Source organism: Microbacterium sp. oral taxon 186 str. F0373 (assembly GCF_000411455.1).
Lineage (GTDB): Bacteria > Actinomycetota > Actinomycetes > Actinomycetales > Microbacteriaceae > Microbacterium.
Genome location: NZ_KE150457.1, coordinates 527,678 through 545,703 on the forward strand (window position 1 = coordinate 527,678; position 18,026 = coordinate 545,703).

The 18,026-nt window shown below is 67.9% G+C and carries 27 protein-coding genes; 1 reads left to right on the top strand and 26 read right to left on the bottom strand.

What is annotated here, in order from left to right; all coding sequences use genetic code 11:
* Window positions 1-24 precede the first annotated feature (24 nt).
* On the bottom strand, window positions 25-921 hold the full coding sequence (locus HMPREF1529_RS02430) for a carbohydrate kinase family protein (RefSeq protein WP_016463560.1): 897 nt from the start codon (window positions 919-921) through the stop codon (window positions 25-27).
* A 179-nt stretch (window positions 922-1,100) separates the two neighbouring features.
* Here HMPREF1529_RS02430 and HMPREF1529_RS02435 point away from each other — a divergent pair, with 179 nt between their 5' ends.
* Window positions 1,101-3,065, top strand: coding sequence for an acyltransferase family protein (locus tag HMPREF1529_RS02435; RefSeq protein ID WP_016463561.1), 1,965 nt, complete (start codon window positions 1,101-1,103; stop codon window positions 3,063-3,065).
* A 37-nt stretch (window positions 3,066-3,102) separates the two neighbouring features.
* Here the strand turns inward: HMPREF1529_RS02435 and HMPREF1529_RS02440 are convergent, their stop codons facing one another.
* The 25 genes from HMPREF1529_RS02440 to rplV all read right to left on the bottom strand — a co-directional run bounded on the left by HMPREF1529_RS02440 (window position 3,103) and on the right by rplV (window position 18,001).
* A complete protein-coding gene (locus HMPREF1529_RS02440; protein WP_232212033.1) occupies window positions 3,103-4,188 on the bottom strand; it encodes a GNAT family N-acetyltransferase in 1,086 nt (361 codons plus the stop codon).
* Between the two features lie 113 nt (window positions 4,189-4,301).
* A complete protein-coding gene (gene rplQ, locus HMPREF1529_RS02445) occupies window positions 4,302-4,880 on the bottom strand; it encodes a 50S ribosomal protein L17 (protein WP_005050488.1) in 579 nt (192 codons plus the stop codon).
* Between the two features lie 83 nt (window positions 4,881-4,963).
* Window positions 4,964-5,953 (bottom strand): DNA-directed RNA polymerase subunit alpha, encoded by a 990-nt coding sequence (locus tag HMPREF1529_RS02450; protein WP_005050489.1) that lies wholly within the window; start codon window positions 5,951-5,953, stop codon window positions 4,964-4,966.
* Window positions 5,954-6,073: 120 nt separating this feature from the next.
* Window positions 6,074-6,472, bottom strand: coding sequence for a 30S ribosomal protein S11 (rpsK, locus tag HMPREF1529_RS02455; RefSeq protein ID WP_005050490.1), 399 nt, complete (start codon window positions 6,470-6,472; stop codon window positions 6,074-6,076).
* Window positions 6,473-6,509: 37 nt separating this feature from the next.
* Window positions 6,510-6,890, bottom strand: a complete 381-nt coding sequence (gene rpsM / locus HMPREF1529_RS02460; protein WP_005050491.1) for a 30S ribosomal protein S13 — start codon at window positions 6,888-6,890, stop codon at window positions 6,510-6,512.
* Between the two features lie 175 nt (window positions 6,891-7,065).
* Complete coding sequence (rpmJ, locus tag HMPREF1529_RS02465) at window positions 7,066-7,182, bottom strand: 50S ribosomal protein L36 (RefSeq protein ID WP_005050492.1); 117 nt, start codon at window positions 7,180-7,182, stop codon at window positions 7,066-7,068.
* 73 nt (window positions 7,183-7,255) lie between these two features.
* Window positions 7,256-7,477, bottom strand: coding sequence for a translation initiation factor IF-1 (gene infA / locus HMPREF1529_RS02470; protein ID WP_005050493.1), 222 nt, complete (start codon window positions 7,475-7,477; stop codon window positions 7,256-7,258).
* A 167-nt stretch (window positions 7,478-7,644) separates the two neighbouring features.
* Window positions 7,645-8,322 carry a DsbA family protein gene (locus HMPREF1529_RS02475; RefSeq protein WP_016463563.1) on the bottom strand — a complete coding sequence of 226 codons (678 nt, stop codon included), beginning with the start codon at window positions 8,320-8,322 and terminating at the stop codon, window positions 7,645-7,647.
* Window positions 8,323-8,709: 387 nt separating this feature from the next.
* Window positions 8,710-9,540: a type I methionyl aminopeptidase gene (map, locus tag HMPREF1529_RS02480; RefSeq protein ID WP_016463564.1), complete on the bottom strand. Its 831-nt coding sequence runs from the start codon at window positions 9,538-9,540 to the stop codon at window positions 8,710-8,712.
* Window positions 9,540-10,130, bottom strand: a complete 591-nt coding sequence (locus tag HMPREF1529_RS02485; protein WP_005050496.1) for an adenylate kinase — start codon at window positions 10,128-10,130, stop codon at window positions 9,540-9,542. Before HMPREF1529_RS02485 ends, map begins: the two co-directional genes overlap by 1 nt.
* The gene (secY, locus tag HMPREF1529_RS02490) at window positions 10,127-11,464 is read right to left on the bottom strand and encodes a preprotein translocase subunit SecY (RefSeq protein WP_016463565.1); all 1,338 of its coding nucleotides are present in this window, start codon (window positions 11,462-11,464) and stop codon (window positions 10,127-10,129) included. The genes HMPREF1529_RS02485 and secY overlap by 4 nt, the downstream gene beginning before the upstream one ends.
* Window positions 11,465-11,573: 109 nt before the next feature.
* Window positions 11,574-12,161 carry a 50S ribosomal protein L15 gene (gene rplO, locus HMPREF1529_RS02495; RefSeq protein WP_016463566.1) on the bottom strand — a complete coding sequence of 196 codons (588 nt, stop codon included), beginning with the start codon at window positions 12,159-12,161 and terminating at the stop codon, window positions 11,574-11,576.
* Complete coding sequence (rpmD, locus tag HMPREF1529_RS02500; RefSeq protein WP_005050499.1) at window positions 12,161-12,346, bottom strand: 50S ribosomal protein L30; 186 nt, start codon at window positions 12,344-12,346, stop codon at window positions 12,161-12,163. Before rpmD ends, rplO begins: the two co-directional genes overlap by 1 nt.
* Entirely contained in the window at window positions 12,346-12,990 is a 645-nt protein-coding gene (gene rpsE / locus HMPREF1529_RS02505) for a 30S ribosomal protein S5 (RefSeq protein ID WP_269429743.1), read from the bottom strand. Before rpsE ends, rpmD begins: the two co-directional genes overlap by 1 nt.
* A gap of 32 nt (window positions 12,991-13,022) precedes the next feature.
* Window positions 13,023-13,382 (bottom strand): 50S ribosomal protein L18, encoded by a 360-nt coding sequence (gene rplR / locus HMPREF1529_RS02510; protein WP_005050501.1) that lies wholly within the window; start codon window positions 13,380-13,382, stop codon window positions 13,023-13,025.
* Window positions 13,383-13,384: 2 nt separating this feature from the next.
* Window positions 13,385-13,921 carry a 50S ribosomal protein L6 gene (rplF, locus tag HMPREF1529_RS02515; protein WP_016463568.1) on the bottom strand — a complete coding sequence of 179 codons (537 nt, stop codon included), beginning with the start codon at window positions 13,919-13,921 and terminating at the stop codon, window positions 13,385-13,387.
* 6 nt (window positions 13,922-13,927) lie between these two features.
* On the bottom strand, window positions 13,928-14,326 hold the full coding sequence (gene rpsH, locus HMPREF1529_RS02520; protein ID WP_005050503.1) for a 30S ribosomal protein S8: 399 nt from the start codon (window positions 14,324-14,326) through the stop codon (window positions 13,928-13,930).
* A gap of 87 nt (window positions 14,327-14,413) precedes the next feature.
* Window positions 14,414-15,004 (bottom strand): 50S ribosomal protein L5, encoded by a 591-nt coding sequence (gene rplE, locus HMPREF1529_RS02525; protein WP_016463569.1) that lies wholly within the window; start codon window positions 15,002-15,004, stop codon window positions 14,414-14,416.
* Between the two features lie 2 nt (window positions 15,005-15,006).
* Complete coding sequence (gene rplX / locus HMPREF1529_RS02530; protein ID WP_016463570.1) at window positions 15,007-15,366, bottom strand: 50S ribosomal protein L24; 360 nt, start codon at window positions 15,364-15,366, stop codon at window positions 15,007-15,009.
* 5 nt (window positions 15,367-15,371) lie between these two features.
* Complete coding sequence (gene rplN / locus HMPREF1529_RS02535) at window positions 15,372-15,740, bottom strand: 50S ribosomal protein L14 (protein WP_005050506.1); 369 nt, start codon at window positions 15,738-15,740, stop codon at window positions 15,372-15,374.
* Between the two features lie 3 nt (window positions 15,741-15,743).
* Window positions 15,744-16,109, bottom strand: a complete 366-nt coding sequence (rpsQ, locus tag HMPREF1529_RS02540) for a 30S ribosomal protein S17 (RefSeq protein ID WP_016463571.1) — start codon at window positions 16,107-16,109, stop codon at window positions 15,744-15,746.
* Window positions 16,109-16,423, bottom strand: coding sequence for a 50S ribosomal protein L29 (gene rpmC / locus HMPREF1529_RS02545; protein WP_005050508.1), 315 nt, complete (start codon window positions 16,421-16,423; stop codon window positions 16,109-16,111). Before rpmC ends, rpsQ begins: the two co-directional genes overlap by 1 nt.
* Window positions 16,423-16,842, bottom strand: coding sequence for a 50S ribosomal protein L16 (rplP, locus tag HMPREF1529_RS02550; RefSeq protein WP_016463572.1), 420 nt, complete (start codon window positions 16,840-16,842; stop codon window positions 16,423-16,425). The genes rpmC and rplP overlap by 1 nt, the downstream gene beginning before the upstream one ends.
* A complete protein-coding gene (gene rpsC, locus HMPREF1529_RS02555; RefSeq protein ID WP_016463573.1) occupies window positions 16,842-17,603 on the bottom strand; it encodes a 30S ribosomal protein S3 in 762 nt (253 codons plus the stop codon). The genes rplP and rpsC overlap by 1 nt, the downstream gene beginning before the upstream one ends.
* Window positions 17,603-18,001: a 50S ribosomal protein L22 gene (rplV, locus tag HMPREF1529_RS02560; RefSeq protein ID WP_016463574.1), complete on the bottom strand. Its 399-nt coding sequence runs from the start codon at window positions 17,999-18,001 to the stop codon at window positions 17,603-17,605. Before rplV ends, rpsC begins: the two co-directional genes overlap by 1 nt.
* Window positions 18,002-18,026 lie beyond the last annotated feature (25 nt).

An 18,026-nucleotide genomic window follows, 5' to 3' on the forward strand; every position in this document is an offset into this window, starting at 1 on the left:
GGGTGTGGACGTACGTGGCCGGGCTCAGCCGAGGCGCTCGTCCACCTCGGCACGGGTGGGCGGGTTTGCACCGGCGCGCGAGACGGTGATGCCGGCGGTGACGGCGGCACGGCGAAGGGCCGCGGTGAAGGAGGCGGCGTCTTCGAAGATCGCGGGCTCGTCCAGCGCGCTGGAGATGAGGCTCGCCATGTACGCGTCGCCCGCGCCGATCGTGTCGGCGACCGTGACAGGCAGCGCATCGACGGCGCTCACGCCGCCGGGCCCGAGCCCAATCGCTCCCTCGCCACCGCGCGTCATGACCGTCAGGCGGGGCCCGTAGGCTGCGATCTGATGCAGCACGGACTCGGCGTCCAGACCCGGATACAGCCATGCGGCATCTTCGTCGCTGAGCTTCACCAGATCGGCGGATGCCGCCGCCTGCGCGAAGCGCGCCCGCGCGACCTCGTGCGCGCCGACCAGCGCGGGCCGGATGTTCGGGTCGAGGGTGACGAGCGCGGCACCGGTGTCGGCAGCGCGGCGCAGCACCTCCAGCACGGCGCTGCCGCCGGGCTCGAGGAACAGCGCGATCGAACCGGTGTGGACGATACGCGTCCCCTCCAGGGATGCCGTCGGCACGGCCCAGTCGATCGCGAACTCGTACTCCGCGGAACCGTCGGAACGCAGTCGTGCACGGGCCGTGGACGTCGGGGCATCCGTCCACGACGCCTCGTCGACGAGGGCGCCCGACTCGGTGATCTGGGCGGCAATGCGCTCTCCGCGCTCGTCGCGCCCCAGCCGCGTCAGAAGACGAACGGCGTGTCCCTGACGCGCAAGGCCGACGGCGACGTTGGCAGGGCTGCCGCCCACGAGCTCACGGTCACCCTCGGCGCTCCCGACGATGTCGATGAGCGCTTCACCGATGACCAGCACATCCGTATCCATGTGACCAGTCTGGCGCACCGCACGCGGCGTGCGCGCCCGTCATCAGCGGGCGATGCGGCGGACCCTTCGCGTTCAGGGAGGGTACGTACACTGGAAGATCCGCTCGCGCCGACCCGACGTGGCCGGCGCGGCGCCCGCACGGAACCCGACGGAACCACCACGGAACCTCAGCGCCCGCCATGACCTCCCCCCCTCCGGTACCGCGTTACGCCGGCCTCGACGGCCTGCGCGCGCTCGCCGTCATGCTCGTCGTCGTGTATCACCTGTTCCCCGGCTGGGTGCTGCACAGCGGCTTCGTCGGCGTCGACGTCTTCTTCGTCATCTCGGGTTTTCTCATCACGTCGCTGCTGCTGCGCGAACACGATCGCACCGGGCGCATCGCCCTCCTCGCCTTCTGGTCGCGCCGTGCCCGCCGGCTCCTGCCGGCGCTCGCCGTGGTGGTCACCGTGAGCGCGAGCGTCGCCTGGCTCGTCGGTGGCGATGTTCTGCTGGGACTCGGGCGGCAGGTGCTCGGCGCGATCACGTTCTCCTCCAACTGGGCATCCCTCTCCGCCGGGGCGTCGTACTTCGCGGGAACCCAGCCCGAGCTCCTGCGGAACCTCTGGTCGCTCGCCGTCGAGGAGCAGTTCTACGTGCTCTGGCCACTGCTGCTGCCCGTCTTCCTCCTGCTCCCGCGCCGCGGCATGCGCGCCGCGGTCGCTCTGGTCCTGGCCGCAGCGTCCCTGACATGGGCCGCACAGCTCGCGGTCGCGGGGGCGGGATCAGCCGCGGTCGACCTGACGCGCGCGTACTACGGCACCGACACCCACGCCTTCGGTCTGCTGATCGGCGTCGCGCTGGCCTTCGCGCTGGCGGGACGCACCGCCGGGAGTGCGTCGGCGCGCGAATCGATCGGCGGCGTCGTTCCCGCCTGGACCGCGGTCATCGGGGCCACGAGTGTGCTCGGCATCGTCGTCGTCGGAGCGGTGCCGGACGGCGCGGAGCAGTACCCACTCGTCCCGGCGGCTGCAAGCGCGCTGACAGCGGTCGCAATCGCGGCGGCGACGCACGCCGGCTCATGGCTCGGGCGCGCCCTCGACGTCGCGCCGCTGCGCTGGATCGGCGAACGCTCCTACGGCATCTACCTGTGGCACTGGCCCGTCGTCGTGCTGCTCGCGGTGGCGACGACCGGCGGCTTCCTCGAGCAGTCCGTCCCGGTCGCCGTCGGGCTCGGCGCCGCCGTGCTCACGTTGACCGTGTCCGCAGCCTCCTTCCGCCTGCTCGAACAGCCCGTCCGTCGGCTCGGGTTCCGGGGAGCCGGGCGGGCACTGTGGGCGCGCCTTCACTCGACGCCGTCACGGCGCTTCGGGGCGATCGCGACCGTGGGCGTCGGGGTCCTCGTTCTCGGCGGCACGACGGCCGCCGTCGCCGCCTCACCGCAGGTCAGCTCGAGCCAGGCGGTGGTCGAGGCGGGCCAGCGCGCGCTCGACGCGGCATCCGCCGCCCCCACCCCGCCGTCGGACAGCGCCGATGCCCCCGTGCCCACGCCGACGCCCACAGCGACGGAGGGCCCCGACGGCGAGCCGCTGCCTCCGGCGCCCGTCACCGTGAGCGGCAACCGGGTGACGGCCGTCGGCGACTCGGTGATGCTCGCCTCGGCCGGCGGCCTGCTCGCCGAGCTGCCGGGTGTGCAGATCGACGCCGAGGTGTCGCGCTCGATGTGGGCCGGCAGCAAGATCATCGACCGACTCTCCGATCAGGGCGCCCTGCGCGACTACGTCGTCGTGGGCCTCGGCACCAATGGCCCCGTGGACACTCAGGCACTCCAGGACATCTACGACCGCGTCGGCCGGGAACGCACGCTCGTGCTGGTCACCGCGTTCGCTCCTCGTGACTGGATCCCCGGCGTCAACGCCGAGCTGACCGCGTTCGCGGCAAGCCACCCCGGCGTCGTCATCGCCGACTGGTCCGGTGCGATCGCGCCGCGCACCGATGTGCTCGCCGGCGACGGCATCCACCCGGGCGAGACCGGTGGGCACATCTACGCCGACACCGTCACCCACGCCGTGGATGCCGTGGCCAACCAGCGCGCGCAGACGCGCTACCAGGTGCAGCTGATCCGCTGGGCGACGAGCCGGACGCTCGCCGCCGCGCCCCCGTCCTGAGCCGCACCCCATGCCGCCGGCGCGCGCCGCGCCCGTGTCAGATGTGCGCGACCAGGGCGACGGATCGTTCGTCCGCCACGAAGCCGAGGCCCTTGTACAGGGCGTCGGCGCCCGTCGGACTGGCCGTATCAACGTCGAGCACCGCCTTTTCCAGCCCCGCGTCCGCGATCGCCTGCAGCGTCGCCGCGACGACGGCGGGAGCCAGCCCCTGTCGGCGGTGCGCCCGAACGACACCGATGAGGTCGATGTACGAGTTCGAGGCGCCGAGACTCGCCCAGTCGTCGTCATTCACCGACGCGAGGCAGAACGCCGCAATGGCCCCGTCGTGCCCGACGACCAGTCGGGACAGATCGGCACGGAAGAACTCGCCACCGACGAACTTGGCCCAGGGCGCGGGTTGGCTCGGCAGGCTCCCCCAGTGATCACGGAAGGCATCGTTGCGCGCGAGACGGGTGTCCTCATCGCGGTCATGCGAGTACGTGACGATACGCATCCCGCTCTCCCGCGCGGCCTCCGGGAGGGCCACGTCCGGCGCGCCGCCCGCCAGATCGCGCAGCATCGTCGCGAACCAGCGTTCCGCAGCCAGACCCGCCGACTCGGCGAGCCTCTGGTTGCCGAGGTTGTGCTCCTCCGCGTACACCCGCAGCTGAGCGGTCCATTCGGCATCCGGCGCATCAGGGAGGGCGCGTGCGGCCTCTGCCAGCTGCTCCAGTCCGCGCGCGTACTGCCAGCCGAACACCGCACGCCCGATCCCCCGGCGCCAGAGCGAGGGCAGCACGGCACCCGACAGGTGCACGTTCAGGGCGCCCTCGCGCGACGGGTGCAGGAACGAGCTGCCGAAGGCGATCACCGCGCCCGCGGCATCCAACGCCAGCACCGAGTCGCGGGAGTGGTCGATGTGCGCAAGATCGAACGTATCGGCGACGTCCTCGCGCGGCGTGGTCCACGTCGGGTGGTCGACGCGCTCGGCCGCCACCATCACGGCGTGGATCGCATCGATGTCCTCCACCGTCGCGGTGCGCCACGACGCGACTTCCGGGTGCCGCGGCAGCTCAGGGCCGCAGTCGGACCCCGCACGACGTCGGAACTCGTCGATGCGCCCACTCAGAGACAACTCACTCACCCACGCCACTGTAGCTGCGACGTGCGGGCTGCGCGCGGGGAGAGCCGGACGAGACACACAGAGAGAAGGCCCGCACCCCTGACGGGTACGGGCCTTCTCGAAAGACAGCCTGATTACTTCGCAGCGTCCTCGGCGGCAGCCTCAGCGGCGGCGCCCTCCTCGGGCGACTCGGCGCCCGCGGCAGCAGCGTCGTCCGTGGCGACCTCGTCTGCGGCATCCTGAGCCTCGTCGGCCTCGGCGACGGCGTCCGTGGCGGCCTCGTCCTCATCCTTGGCCGGGGCGGCGACCGGAGCGGCCGCAGCCGACTTCTTGGCCGACTTCGGCTTCGGGTTGACCGGCTCGAGGACGAGCTCGATCACGGCCATGGGCGCGTTGTCACCCTTGCGGTTGCCGATCTTCGTGATGCGGGTGTAGCCGCCCTCACGCTCGGCAACCAGCGGCGCGATCTCGGCGAACAGCTCGTGGACGGCATCCTTGTTGCCGAGCACGGACAGCACGCGACGACGCGCGTGCAGGTCGCCGCGCTTGGCGAAGGTGACCATGCGCTCGGCGAGCGGACGCAGGCGCTTGGCCTTGGTCTCGGTCGTCGTGATCGACTTGTGGGTGAACAGCGCCGAGGCCAGGTTGGCCAGCAGCAGACGCTCGTGGGCGGGGCCGCCTCCGAGGCGGGGACCCTTGGTGGGCTTGGGCATGTCAGTTACTCCAGAGGGAAAAGGTCAGCGAACCGGTCGGGGCCGGTGCGCGCAGAAGGTCTTGCCGTTCCGAGCGCCGAGGCTCAGAGGGCCTCGTCGTCGTAGCCGCCGTAGAAGTGCGCACCGTCGAACCCGGGGACCGAGTCCTTCAGCGACAGGCCGAGGGAGACGAGCTTGTCGCGCACCTCGTCGACCGACTTCTGACCGAAGTTGCGGATGTTCATCAGCTGCGTCTCGGAGAGGGCGACCAGCTCGGACACCGTGTTGATGCCCTCACGCTTGAGGCAGTTGTACGAACGCACCGACAGATCGAGGTCCTCGATCGGCATCGACAGCTCGTTGGTGAGAACCTCGGCGACCGGCGCGGGGCCGATCTCGATGCCCTCGGCCTCGACGTTCAGCTCACGGGCGAGACCGAACAGCTCGGTGAGCGTGCGACCGGCCGACGCGACGGCATCCCGCGGGGAGATCGACGGCTTGGCCTCGACGTCCAGGACGAGCTTGTCGAAGTCGGTGCGCTCACCGGCACGGGTCGCGTCGACGCGGTACGAGACCTTCAGGACGGGCGAGTAGATCGAGTCGATCGGGATCTGACCCGCCTCGGCGTACTCGTTGCGGTTCTGCGTGGCCGACACGTAGCCGCGGCCGCGCTCGATCGTGAGCTCCAGCTCGAACTTCGCCGAGTCGTTGAGCGTCGCGATGACCAGCTCGGGGTTGTGCACCTCGACACCCGCCGGAGCGGAGATGTCGGCAGCGGTGACCTCACCGGCGCCGGTCTTGCGCAGGTACGCGGTGATCGGCTCGTCGCGCTCCGAGGAGACGACCAGCTGCTTGATGTTGAGGATGATCTCGGTGACATCCTCCTTCACGCCCGGGATGGTGCTGAACTCGTGCAGCACGCCGTCGATGCGGATGCTGGTGACAGCCGCGCCGGGGATCGAGGACAGCAGGCTGCGGCGCAGCGCGTTGCCGATCGTGTAGCCGAAGCCGGGCTCCAGCGGCTCGATGACGAAGCGGCTGCGGAACTCGCCGATCTTCTCCTCGGTCAGAGTGGGACGCTGTGCAATGAGCACTATGTGTTCCTTTCCGTCACGTGCCCGCTATATGACACGTGCGATTGCAAGAGGTGTTGAGTTTTCAAAGACGACGGATGCCGGGTGCCGCCCGTCACACGGGGGCACCCGGCCCGGAAGTCAGACGCGGCGACGCTTCGGCGGGCGGCACCCGTTGTGCGCCTGCGGGGTGACGTCGGAGATCGACCCCACCTCGAGGCCGGCGGCCTGCAGCGAGCGGATCGCGGTCTCGCGGCCCGAACCCGGGCCCTTCACGAAGACGTCGACCTTCTTGACACCGTGCTCGGCGGCCTGGCGGGCAGCCGACTCGGCGGCCATGCCGGCGGCGTACGGGGTCGACTTGCGCGAGCCCTTGAAGCCCACTCCACCCGAGGACGCCCAGCTGATGACGGCGCCCGAGGGGTCGGTGATCGAAACGATCGTGTTGTTGAACGTCGACTTGATGTGGGCCTGGCCCAGCGCGATGTTCTTCTTTTCCTTGCGACGCGGCTTGCGCGCAGCAGTCTTGGCCTGTGCCATGTGTCTGTTCTCCTAAACCTGTACCGGGGGGCCGCGCTTACTTGCGGCCGGCCTTCTTCTTGCCGGCGACGGTGCGCTTCGGGCCCTTGCGGGTACGCGCGTTGGTCTTGGTGCGCTGACCGCGCACCGGAAGGCCGCGGCGGTGACGCAGACCCTCGTACGAGCCGATCTCGACCTTGCGGCGGATGTCGGCGGCGACCTCGCGGCGAAGGTCACCCTCCACCTTGTAGTTGCCTTCGATGTGGTCGCGCAGCGCGACCAGCTGGTCGTCGGTGAGGTCCTTGACGCGGATCGACTCGTCGATCTCGGTGGCCGTGAGGATCTCGACCGAACGGGTACGGCCGATGCCGTAGATGTACGTGAGGGCGATCACCACGCGCTTGTCACGCGGGATGTCAACGCCGGCAAGACGTGCCATGCGGTTCTCCTAGGAGTAGTGGAGGTGTGGAGCAGGATCGGTGCCCGGGCCTCCGCCCCGAGGTGTCCCCTCCGAAGAGGTTCTGATCCTGCCTGTGTGCGTATTGAGTTGTGTCTTCGTCGTGAGGTGTCGGCTCGGCCCTGCGGGCCTCACGCGTCCTCGAGCCGCGAGCGACTCAGCCCTGGCGCTGCTTGTGACGCGGGTTCGACTTGCAGATCACCATGACGCGACCGTGGCGACGGATGACCTTGCAGTGGTCGCAGATGGGCTTGACGGAGGGGTTGACCTTCATGATTTTCCTGTTCGCTGTCTTCGAGTCGGACGGGATGCCGCGGCATCCGCCCGCTCGTTACTTCTCGACCGGTCTAGCGGTAGCGGTAGACGATGCGACCGCGCGTGAGGTCGTAGGGCGAGAGCTCCACGACGACGCGGTCTTCGGGGATGATGCGGATGTAGTTCTGCCGCATCTTGCCGGAGATCGTGGCGAGTACCTTGTGTCCGTTGGTGAGCTCAACGCGGAACATCGCGTTGGGCAGCGCTTCTGACACGACGCCCTCGATTTCGATGACACCGTCTTTCTTAGCCATAGCCTCGCTGACGCTTGAGCAGACCGGTCGGTCTGCGGTGAGTGGGATGTGGTGCGGCGACACGCCAATGAAGGCGCAAGGCACCAAAGATCCAGTGTACGTGATAGAGGGCCGCACGGCAAACTGCCGCGCGGCCCTCTCACAGGTCTCAGACGCGCATCACGTCGTCAGCCCTTGAGGTTGGCGACGATGTCCGTCTGCGGGTTGAAGGTGACGTTCACGAAAGCACCGTTCACCACCAGCGTCGGTGTCCCCTTGGCACCGTCGGGCAGACCGTGCGCCTGGACGAACTTGATGTACTTGCCCGAGGTGATCGCCTTCTCGAGATCACTCGTGACGTTGACGCCCGCGCCCTTGGCGATCGAGACGATCTGGTCGTCCGAGAGACCGGGCGAGCTCTCCTGCGGCTGGTTCTGGAACATCGCCTCCATGAACGCATAGGCGTTGGCGGGGTCCGCCTCGGCGACGGCGAACATCGCACTGGCCGACCGGCTGGAGAACTTCGTTCCCTGCGACGCACGGTCGAGGATGGACACGGGGTGGATGTTGAGGGTGATCTTGTTGTCGGAGACGAGCTGCTTGATCGTCTCGCCCTCGGTCTTCTCGAACTGGTTGCAGATCGGGCACATGAAGTCGACGTAGGTGTCGACGACGTCGGGGCCGCTGCCGAAGGAGATCGCACCGGTATCCGTGTTGATGTTGCTCGACGAAGGCTGCGCGCCGGGTCCGGAGCTGACGTTGTTCATCCACACGACAAGGCCGATGACCAGCGCGACCACGACGACGGCCGCCACGCTCACCCAGATCGCGAACCAGTTCCTCTTACCCGCTGCTGCCTGCGCCATAACCTCGATGCCTCTCCGATATGCGGCTGTCGCCGCCGTCCTACCATTGTGGCTCACGCACTCTTATGCGTTGCCCGTGAAAGCCGTGACTTCGCCCCCCCCCCCCCCCCCGCCCGTGCCGAACCGCTATCTCTTCCGCGAGCCGCCATGTCCTCGCACGCCCTTTCGCGTCGGTTCGGCACGTTCGTCGTAGCTCGGCGTGACTCGTCAGCGTTGCGGATGGATGCCGAACGCGCGCGGTGGGGTGCCCTGGGGAGGAGCCTTCACGCACCCCGCGAGCCGCTATTGCGGCGCCGAACCGAAATGCTGCGGCGCCGAGGATGATGTCGGCTCGCGCGAAGGATGGCGGTTCGCGGGGAGGAGGGCGGTTCGCGGGGAGGAGAGCGCTCAGGCGATGGGGGTGGGTGTGACGCCGAACGGGGCGAGGCTCGCCGCGCCGCCGTCGGCGGCGGTCAGCACCCAGATGCCGTTCTCGTGCACCGCGACGCTGTGTTCCCAGTGACTGCCGTCGCTGCCGTCGACGGTGGTGACCGTCCAATCGTCGTCCTCGACGAAGGTCTCCTCAGAGCCGGCGGTGATCATCGGCTCGATCGCGACGCACAGGCCCGGACGCACCGCGGGGCCGAGGTCGGACACCCGATAGTTGAAGATCGTCGGCCCCTCGTGCATCCGCCGGCCGATGCCGTGACCGACGTAATCGCGGAGGATGCCGTAGCTCTCCCCCGACCGCTCGATGTAGCCCTGGACCGCGTCGCCGATCTCGCCGACGCGCGACGCCGACGCGAGCGCGGCCACGCCCGCCCAGAGCGACCCTTCAGTCACCTGCGAGAGCCGCTCGCGCGATGCCCGTACGGCCGGGTCCCCGCCGGGAACGACGACGGTGATCGCCGAGTCGCCGTTCCAGCCTTTGAACTGCGCCCCCGCATCGATCGAGACGATGTCGCCCGCTTCGAGCACCCGCTCCCCGGGGATGCCGTGGACGACCTGGTCGTTGACCGAGATGCACGTCGTATGCCGGTACCCGCGCACGAGTTGGAAATTCGACTCGGCACCGCGGGCGAGGATGACCTCGGATGCCGCGGCATCCAGCTCAGCCGTGGTCACGCCCGGGGCGATCAGTGCACGCACGGCATCCAGCGCGGCCGCCGTGATCAGGCCCGGCTCGACCATCGAGCGCAGCTGCGCCGGCGTCTTGTACAAGGAGCGACGAAGTCCCATCAGGAGGCGGCGATGCCGCGAGCTTCCAGCGCGGCCTGAATCCGGGCGTAGACCTCGTCCAGCGACCCGACGCCGTCGATCTGATCGACGATGCCCCGCTCGCGGTAGAGATCGAGGATCGGCGCGGTCTCGGACTCGTAGATGGCCAGACGCTTCGCGATCGACTCGGCGTTGTCGTCGGCACGGCCCTGCTCGGTCGCCCGCAGCGACAGCCGCTGGATGGACTCGTCGCGCGGCACGACCAACTCGATCACCGCCGTGAGCGGCTCGCCCCGCTCATCGAGGAAGCCGTCGAGGTCGCCGACCTGGCCGAGGTTGCGCGGGTAGCCGTCCAGCAGGAAGCCGTTCGCGGCATCCGCCTGAGCGAGCCGGTCGCGGACGATCTCCCCCGTCAGGGTGTCCGGCACGAGGTCGCCGGCGTCGATGATCGCCTTGACCTTCAGGCCGAGCTCCGTGCCTTCCTTGACGTTGGCGCGGAACACGTCCCCCGTCGAGACAGCGGGAATGCCGAGGGCATCGGCGATGCGCACGCCCTGGGTGCCCTTGCCCGAGCCCTGCGGTCCGATGATGAGCAGTCGCGCAGCGGTCATCGCAGCAGCCCTTCGTAGTGGCGCTGCTGCAGCTGGGCGTCGATCTGCTTGACCGTCTCCAGACCCACACCGACGATGATGAGGATCGACGCGCCGCCGAACGGGAAGTTCTGGTTAGCGCTGACGGTCGCGAGCGCCACCAGCGGCAGCAGCGCGATGAGGCCGAGGTAGATCGAGCCGGGCAGCGTGATGCGCGTCAGCACGTAGTCGAGGTACTCGGCCGTGGGACGACCGGCACGGATGCCGGGGATGAACCCGCCGTACTTCTTCATGTTGTCGGCGACCTCGACGGGGTTGAAGGTGATCGCAACGTAGAAGTAGGTGAACCCGACGATGAGAAGGAAGTACAGCAGCATGTAGAGCGGGTGATCGCCCTTGGTGAGGTACTGCTGGATCCAGGTCACCCAGCCCGGGATGTTGCCGTTGGCGTCCGGTGTCTGGTTGAACTGGGCGATGAGAGCCGGGATGTACAGCAGCGACGAGGCGAAGATGACCGGAACGACGCCCGCCATGTTCACCTTGATCGGGATGTACGTGTTGGTGCCGCCCAGCGTGCGGCGACCGACCATGCGCTTCGCGTACTGCACCGGGATGCGTCGCTGCGACTGCTCGACGAAGACGACGAGGGCGACGACGACGATGCCGACGGCAAGCACGAGGAGGAAGACCTCGAAACCGCGCGACGTGGCGATGGCCCACATGGCCGCCGGGAACTGCGCCGCGATCGAGGTGAAGATGAGGATGGACATGCCGTTGCCCACGCCACGCTCGGTGACGAGCTCGGCGAACCACATGATGAGGCCGGTGCCGGCGGTCAGCGTGATGATCATCAGCAGCTGGGCCCACCACACGTCGTTGGTGAGCAGCGCGTTGCACTCGGCGATGCCGGTCGTGCCGAAGAGCTGACCCGAGCGCGCCACGGTGACAAGTGTCGTGGACTGCAACAGCGCGAGGGCGATCGTGAGGTAGCGGGTGTACTGGGTCAGCCGCGCCTGGCCGGACTGGCCCTCCTTGTACAGCGCCTCGAAGTGCGGGATGACCACGCGCAGCAGCTGCACGATGATCGTCGCCGTGATGTAGGGCATGACGCCCAGGGCGAAGATCGACAACTGGAGCAGCGCACCGCCGGAGAAGAGGTTCACGAGCGAGAGGAGACCCTCGCTCGCGGAGCCCGTCTGCTGGAGGCAGGATTGGACGTTCGGGAAGCTCACGAAGGGCGCCGGAACGTGCGCGCCAAGGCGATAGATGGCGATGATCGCGAGGGTGAAGAAGATCTTCCGCCGGAGATCCGGGGTGCGGAAGACCCGCGCGATGGCGCTGACGGCGCTGAACAAGGGGATTTCCTCCAGAGAGCTGACCGGTGTCTCGATGCGGGTCCGAGGACACCGCTTCCAGAGTACGGCAACAGGGGCCGGAGGCTCGCCTCCGGCCCCTGCCGTGGAATTACTTGACCGAACCGCCCGCGGCGACGATCTTCTGCTCGGCCGAACCCGAGACCTTGTCGACGGCGACGGTGAGCTTGACCGAGATGTCGCCGGTGCCGAGCACCTTGACCTTCTCGTTCTTGCGCACGGCGCCCTTGGCGACGAGGTCGCTGACGGTGACATCGCCACCGGCCGGGTACAGCTCAGCCAGCTTGTCGAGGTTGACCACCTGGTACTCGACGCGGAACGGGTTCTTGAACCCGCGCAGCTTCGGCGTACGCATGTGCAGCGGCATCTGGCCGCCCTCGAAGCCGACCTTCACCTGGTAGCGGGCCTTCGTACCCTTGGTGCCACGACCGGCGGTCTTGCCCTTCGAGCCCTCACCGCGACCGACACGGGTCTTCGCGGTGTTGGAGCCCGGGACCGGACGCAGGTGGTGGACCTTGAGCACACCGGGGCGCGACACCTCGGCATCCGCCTTCTTGGCGGGAGCCTTCTTCGCGGCCGGCTTCTCGGCGGTCTTCTTGGCAGCCGGCTTGACGGCGGCCTTCTTCTCGGTGTTCTTCACAGCGACCTCTTCGGTCGCCTTCTCAGCCTTCTCGGCCATCAGTCGATCTCCTCAACCTTGACGAGGTGGGCGACAGCCTTGACGTAGCCGCGCGTCTGCGCGTCGTCGGGACGGACGACCGAGTCGCCGATCCGCTTCAGGCCGAGCGAACGCAGCGTGTCACGCTGGTTCTGCTTCTCGCTCACCTTGGACTTGACCTGGGTCACCTTGAGACGCGCGGCCATCAGGCACCTACCTTCGCAGCGGCCGCGGCGTCAGCCTCGGCACGGATCAGACGGGCCGGAGCCACCTGGTCGAAGTCGAGACCGCGACGAGCGGCGACCGCACGAGGCTCCTCGAGCTGCTTCAGCGCCTCGACGGTCGCGTGCACGATGTTGATCGTGTTCGACGAACCGAGCGACTTGGAGAGCACGTCGTGGATGCCGGCGCACTCGAGCACGGCGCGCACCGGACCACCGGCGATAACACCGGTACCGGCGGCAGCCGGACGCAGGAGCACGACACCGGCAGCGGCCTCACCCTGCACCGGGTGCGGGATGGACGAGCCGGTGCGCGGCACACGGAAGAAGTTGCGCTTGGCCTCTTCGACACCCTTGGAGATGGCGAGGGGAACCTCACGCGCCTTGCCGTAGCCGACGCCGACGAGACCGTTACCATCGCCCACGACGACGAGCGCCGTGAAGCTGAAGCGGCGACCGCCCTTGACGACCTTCGACACGCGGTTGATCGTCACGACGCGCTCGAGGAACTGGCTCTTCTCGGCGTCGCGCGAACCACGGTCGCGGTTGGGGTTGCGCTCGCGACCGCCACGACGGGGCTCGCGGGCCTCGCGCTCGACGGGAGCGGTGGCCGCAGCCTGCTCGGTCACTTCGTTCTCCACATTCTGAGTAGTTGCATCGCTCACAGGTTCAGACCTCCCTCGCGGGCGCCCTCGGCGATCGCTGCGACACGGCCCGCGTAGCGGTTGCCACCGCGGTCGAACACGACGTCCGAGAAGCCGGCCGCCTTGGCGCGTTCGGCGACGAGCTCGCCGACCTTGCGGGCCTTGGCGGTCTTGTCACCGTCGAACGTGCGCAGGTCCGACTCGAGAGTCGAGGCCGACGCGACGGTCACGCCCTTGCTGTCGTCCACGAGCTGGACGAAGACGTGGCGGGCCGAACGGGTGACGACAAGGCGCGGACGGGCCTCGGTGCCCACGACCTTCTTGCGAAGGCGCAGGTGACGACGCGAACGCGCGTCGCTCTTCGACTTGACAGCCATGATTACTTACCAGCCTTTCCGGCCTTGCGGCGAACGACCTCGCCCGCGTACCGCACACCCTTGCCCTTGTAGGGCTCGGGCTTGCGGATCTTGCGGATGTTCGCGGCGGCCTCACCGACGGCCTGCTTCGAGATGCCGCTGACGGTGAGCTTGTTGTTGCCCTCGACGGTCAGCGTGATGCCGGCCGGTGCTTCGACCAGCACGGGGTGCGAGAAGCCGAGCGCGAACTCGACCGCCGTCCCCTTCTGCGCGACGCGGTAACCGGTGCCGACGACCTCGAGGCCCTTGGTGTAGCCCTGGGTGACGCCGATGATGTTGTTGTTGATCAGGGTGCGGGTCAGTCCGTGCAGCGAACGCGACTCGCGCTCGTCGTCGGGACGGGAGACCAGAACCTGGTTCTCCTCGACCTTGACCTCGATGGGCTTGGAGACGGAGAGCGCGAGCTCGCCCTTCGGGCCCGTGACCGTGACATCCTGGCCGTCGACCGAAACGGTCACGCCGGCGGGGATGTCGATGGGAAGACGTCCAATACGCGACATGTCAGATCACCACACGTAGGCGAGGACTTCCCCACCCACGCCCTTCTGCTCTGCCTGGCGGTCGGTGAGAAGACCGGAGGAGGTGGACAGGATCGCGACGCCCAGGCCGCCGAGGACCTTGGGGATCTCGGTCGAGCGTGCGTACACGCGCAGGCCGGGCTTCGAGACGCGCTTGATGCCGGCGATCGACCGCTCGCGGTTCGGGCCGTACTTCAGCGTGAGGGTGAGGGTCTGGCCGACACGAGCGTCGGAGACCTCCCAGCCGGAGATGTAGCCCTCCTGCTGGAGGATCTCGGCGATGTGGGTCTTGAGCTTCGAGCTCGGCAGCGACACGGAGTCGTGGTGCGCCGAGTTCGCGTTGCGCAGACGGGTCAGCATGTCAGCGACCGGGTCTGTCATCGTCATTTCTTGGTTTCCTTTGTTCAGCGGTTTCGGATGCCGTTACACGACAGCCGACCTTCTTGATGGACCGACCGGAGAGGTCGGGGGGTGTCAGGCCTGGTTCTCGTCCGTCTTGAACGGGAAGCCCAGCTGGCGCAGCAGCGACCGGCCCTCGTCATCCGTCTTCGCCGTGGTGACGATCGTGATGTCGAAGCCGCGGACGCGGTCGATCTTGTCCTGGTTGATCTCGTGGAAGACCGACTGCTCCTGCAGACCGAACGTGTAGTTGCCGTGACCGTCGAACTGCTTGGGCGACAGGCCGCGGAAGTCGCGGATACGCGGCAGGGCGAGGTTCACGAGACGGTCCAGGAACTCCCAAGCACGGTCACCGCGGAGGGTGACGTGCGCACCGATGGCCTGGCCCTCGCGCAGCTTGAACTGCGCGATGGACTTGCGGGCCTTCGTGACGACCGGCTTCTGGCCGGTGATCTTGGTGAGGTCGTCGACCGCACCGTCGATCACCTTGGAGTCGCGAGCTGCCTCGCCGACACCGGTGTTCACGACGACCTTGACGATCCCGGGGATCTGCATGACGTTGGCGTAGCCGAACTCGTCCTGCAGGGCCTTCTTGATCTCGTCCTGGTACTTCTGCTTCAGGCGGGGCTGGATCTTGCCAGCCGCCGCGGCAGTGGTGCTGCTCATGTTCAGAGGTCCTTGCCGCTCTTCTTCGCGTAGCGCACGCGGACGGTGCGCTTCACGCCATCCTTCGTCTGCTCCTCGACACGGTGACCGACCTTGGTCGGCTTCTTGGTCGAGGGGTCGACGAGGGCGACGTTGGAGATGTGGATCGGGGATTCCATCGTCTCGATGCCGCCCGTCCTGGTGCCGCGCTGGGACTGGCCCACGCGGTTGTGCTTCGTGACGTAGTTGACGCCCTCGACGATGACGCGGTTCTGCTCGACGAGAACGTCGAGGACCTTGCCCTGCTTGCCGCGGTCGCCGCCCTTGTCCTGCTTCTTGCCAGTGATGACCTGAACGAGGTCACCCTTCTTGATCTTGGCCATGAGGGTCAGATCACCTCCGGTGCGAGCGACACGATCTTCATGAACTTCTTGTCACGAAGCTCACGACCGACCGGTCCGAAGATGCGGGTGCCGCGGGGCTCCCCGTCGTTCTTCAGGATGACGGCGGCGTTCTCGTCGAACTTGATGTAGGAGCCGTCGGGACGACGGACCTCCTTCTTGGTACGGACGATGACGGCCTTGACCACATCGCCCTTCTTGACGTTGCCGCCGGGGATCGCGTCCTTGACGGTCGCGACGATGATGTCGCCGAGACCGGCATAACGGCGGTTGGAGCCGCCGAGCACACGGATCGTGAGCAGCTCCTTGGCGCCGGTGTTGTCGGCGACCTTGAGGCGGGACTCAGTCTGGATCATTTCTTACTTCGCCTTCTCGAGGATCTCGACCAGGCGCCACCGCTTGGTGGCGCTGAGCGGCCGGGTCTCGTTGATCAGCACGAGGTCGCCGATGCCGGCGCTGTTCTGCTCGTCGTGGGCCTTGACCTTCGACGTGCGACGGATGACCTTGCCGTACAGCGGGTGCTTCACGCGGTCCTCGACCTCGACGACGATCGTCTTGTCCATCTTGTCGCTGACGACGTAGCCACGACGCGACTTGCGGTAGCCACGGGCGTCCGCATCGCGCACGTCATGGGCAGCCGACTCGTGACCGGCAGCGGGCGCCTGAACGACGGCCTCGGCGGCCGGCGCCTTCTTGGCGGCCTTCTTCTCGGTGGTCTCAGCCATCACTCGGCCTCTTCCTTCGTGGCCTCGGCAGCGTCATCCGCCTTCTTGGCCTTGGTCTTCTTCGCCTTGGACGCGACCTCGACGGGGGCGGGCGTGGCACGGATGCCGAGCTCGCGCTCGCGGATCACGGTGTAGAGCCGCGCGATGTCGCGCTTGACGGCGCGGATGCGGCCGTGGCTCTCGAGCTGGCCGGTGGCCGACTGGAAGCGCAGGTTGAACAGCTCTTCCTTGGCCTTGCGCAGCTCTTCGACGAGGCGCTGGTCCTCGAACGTGTCCAGCTCGCTCGGAGCGAGCGTCTTGGTTCCGACGGCCATTACGCGTCGCCCTCCTCGCGCTTGATGATGCGTGCCTTCAGGGGCAGCTTGTGGATTGCACGGGTGAGCGCCTCGCGAGCGAGCTGCTCGTTGACGCCCGCGACCTCGAACAGGACGCGACCCGGCTTGACGTTGGCGACCCACCACTCCGGCGAACCCTTACCGGAACCCATGCGGGTTTCGGCCGGCTTCTTGGTCAGGGGACGGTCGGGGTAGATGTTGATCCACACCTTGCCGCCACGCTTGATGTGACGCGTCATCGCGATACGAGCGGACTCGATCTGACGGTTGGTCACATACGCGGGGGTGAGGGCCTGGATGCCGAACTCGCCGAAGGAGACCTTCGTGCCGCCGGTGGCCTGGCCCGCGCGACCCGGGTGGTGCTGCTTGCGGTACTTGACCTTACGGGGAATAAGCATTATGCCGATGCTCCTTCTGCGACGGGCGCCTCGTTGCGGGGCGCGCGACGACGGTCGCCACCACGGTCGTCACGACCGCGGGGTGCCTTCGGCGCGTTGGCCTGCTCGCGAGCGAGCTCCTTGTTGGTGAGGTCGCCCTTGTAGATCCAGACCTTCACACCGATGCGGCCGAAGGTGGTCTTGGCCTCGTAGAAGCCGTAGTCGATGTTCGCGCGCAGCGTGTGCAGCGGCACACGACCCTCGCGGTAGAACTCCGAACGGCTCATCTCGGCGCCGCCGAGACGACCCGAGACCTGGATGCGGATGCCCTTGGCGCCGGCGCGCTGTGCGCCCTGCAGACCCTTGCGCATCGCGCGGCGGAAGGCCACGCGGGCGGAGAGCTGCTCGGCGATGCCCTGGGCGACCAGCTGGGCGTCGGCCTCGGGGTTCTTGACCTCGAGGATGTTCAGCTGGATCTGCTTGCCCGTGAGCTTCTCGAGGTCGGCGCGGATGCGCTCGGCCTCGGCGCCGCGGCGGCCGATGACGATGCCGGGGCGGGCGGTGTGGATGTCGACGCGGACGCGATCACGCGTGCGCTCGATCTCGATGCCGCTCACGCCGGCGCGGTCCAGCTGCGTCTGCAGGAGCTTGCGGATCTTGACGTCCTCGGCCACGTAGTCGGCGTAACGCTGTCCCGGCTTCGTGGAGTCGGAGAACCAACGCGACACGTGGTCCGTGGTGATGCCGAGGCGGAAGCCGTACGGGTTGACCTTCTGTCCCATTACTTGCTCGCCTTCTTGTTCGTGGAGCCGGCCGCGGCCTCATCGACCTCGGGGGTCGCGAGCTCGACGGTGATGTGGCTCGTGCGCTTCTTGATCTGGAAGGCGCGGCCCTGTGCACGGGGCTGGAAACGCTTGAGCGTCGTGCCCTCGTCGACGTACGCGTTGCGCACGTACAGGTCCTGCTCGTCCAGGAACTCGCCGTCCTTGTCAGCCTTCACACGGGCGTTGGCGACCGCAGCGGCGACGAGCTTGTAGATCGGCTCGCTGGCACTCTGGGGCGCGAACTTCAGGATGGCCAGGGCCTCCTGAGCCTGCTTGCCCTTGATCAGCGCGACGACACGACGAGCCTTCTGAGGGGTCACGCGGATGTGCTTGACGCGTGCGATGGAATCCACCATTTCTCTCCTCCTCTAGTCCTCTCTA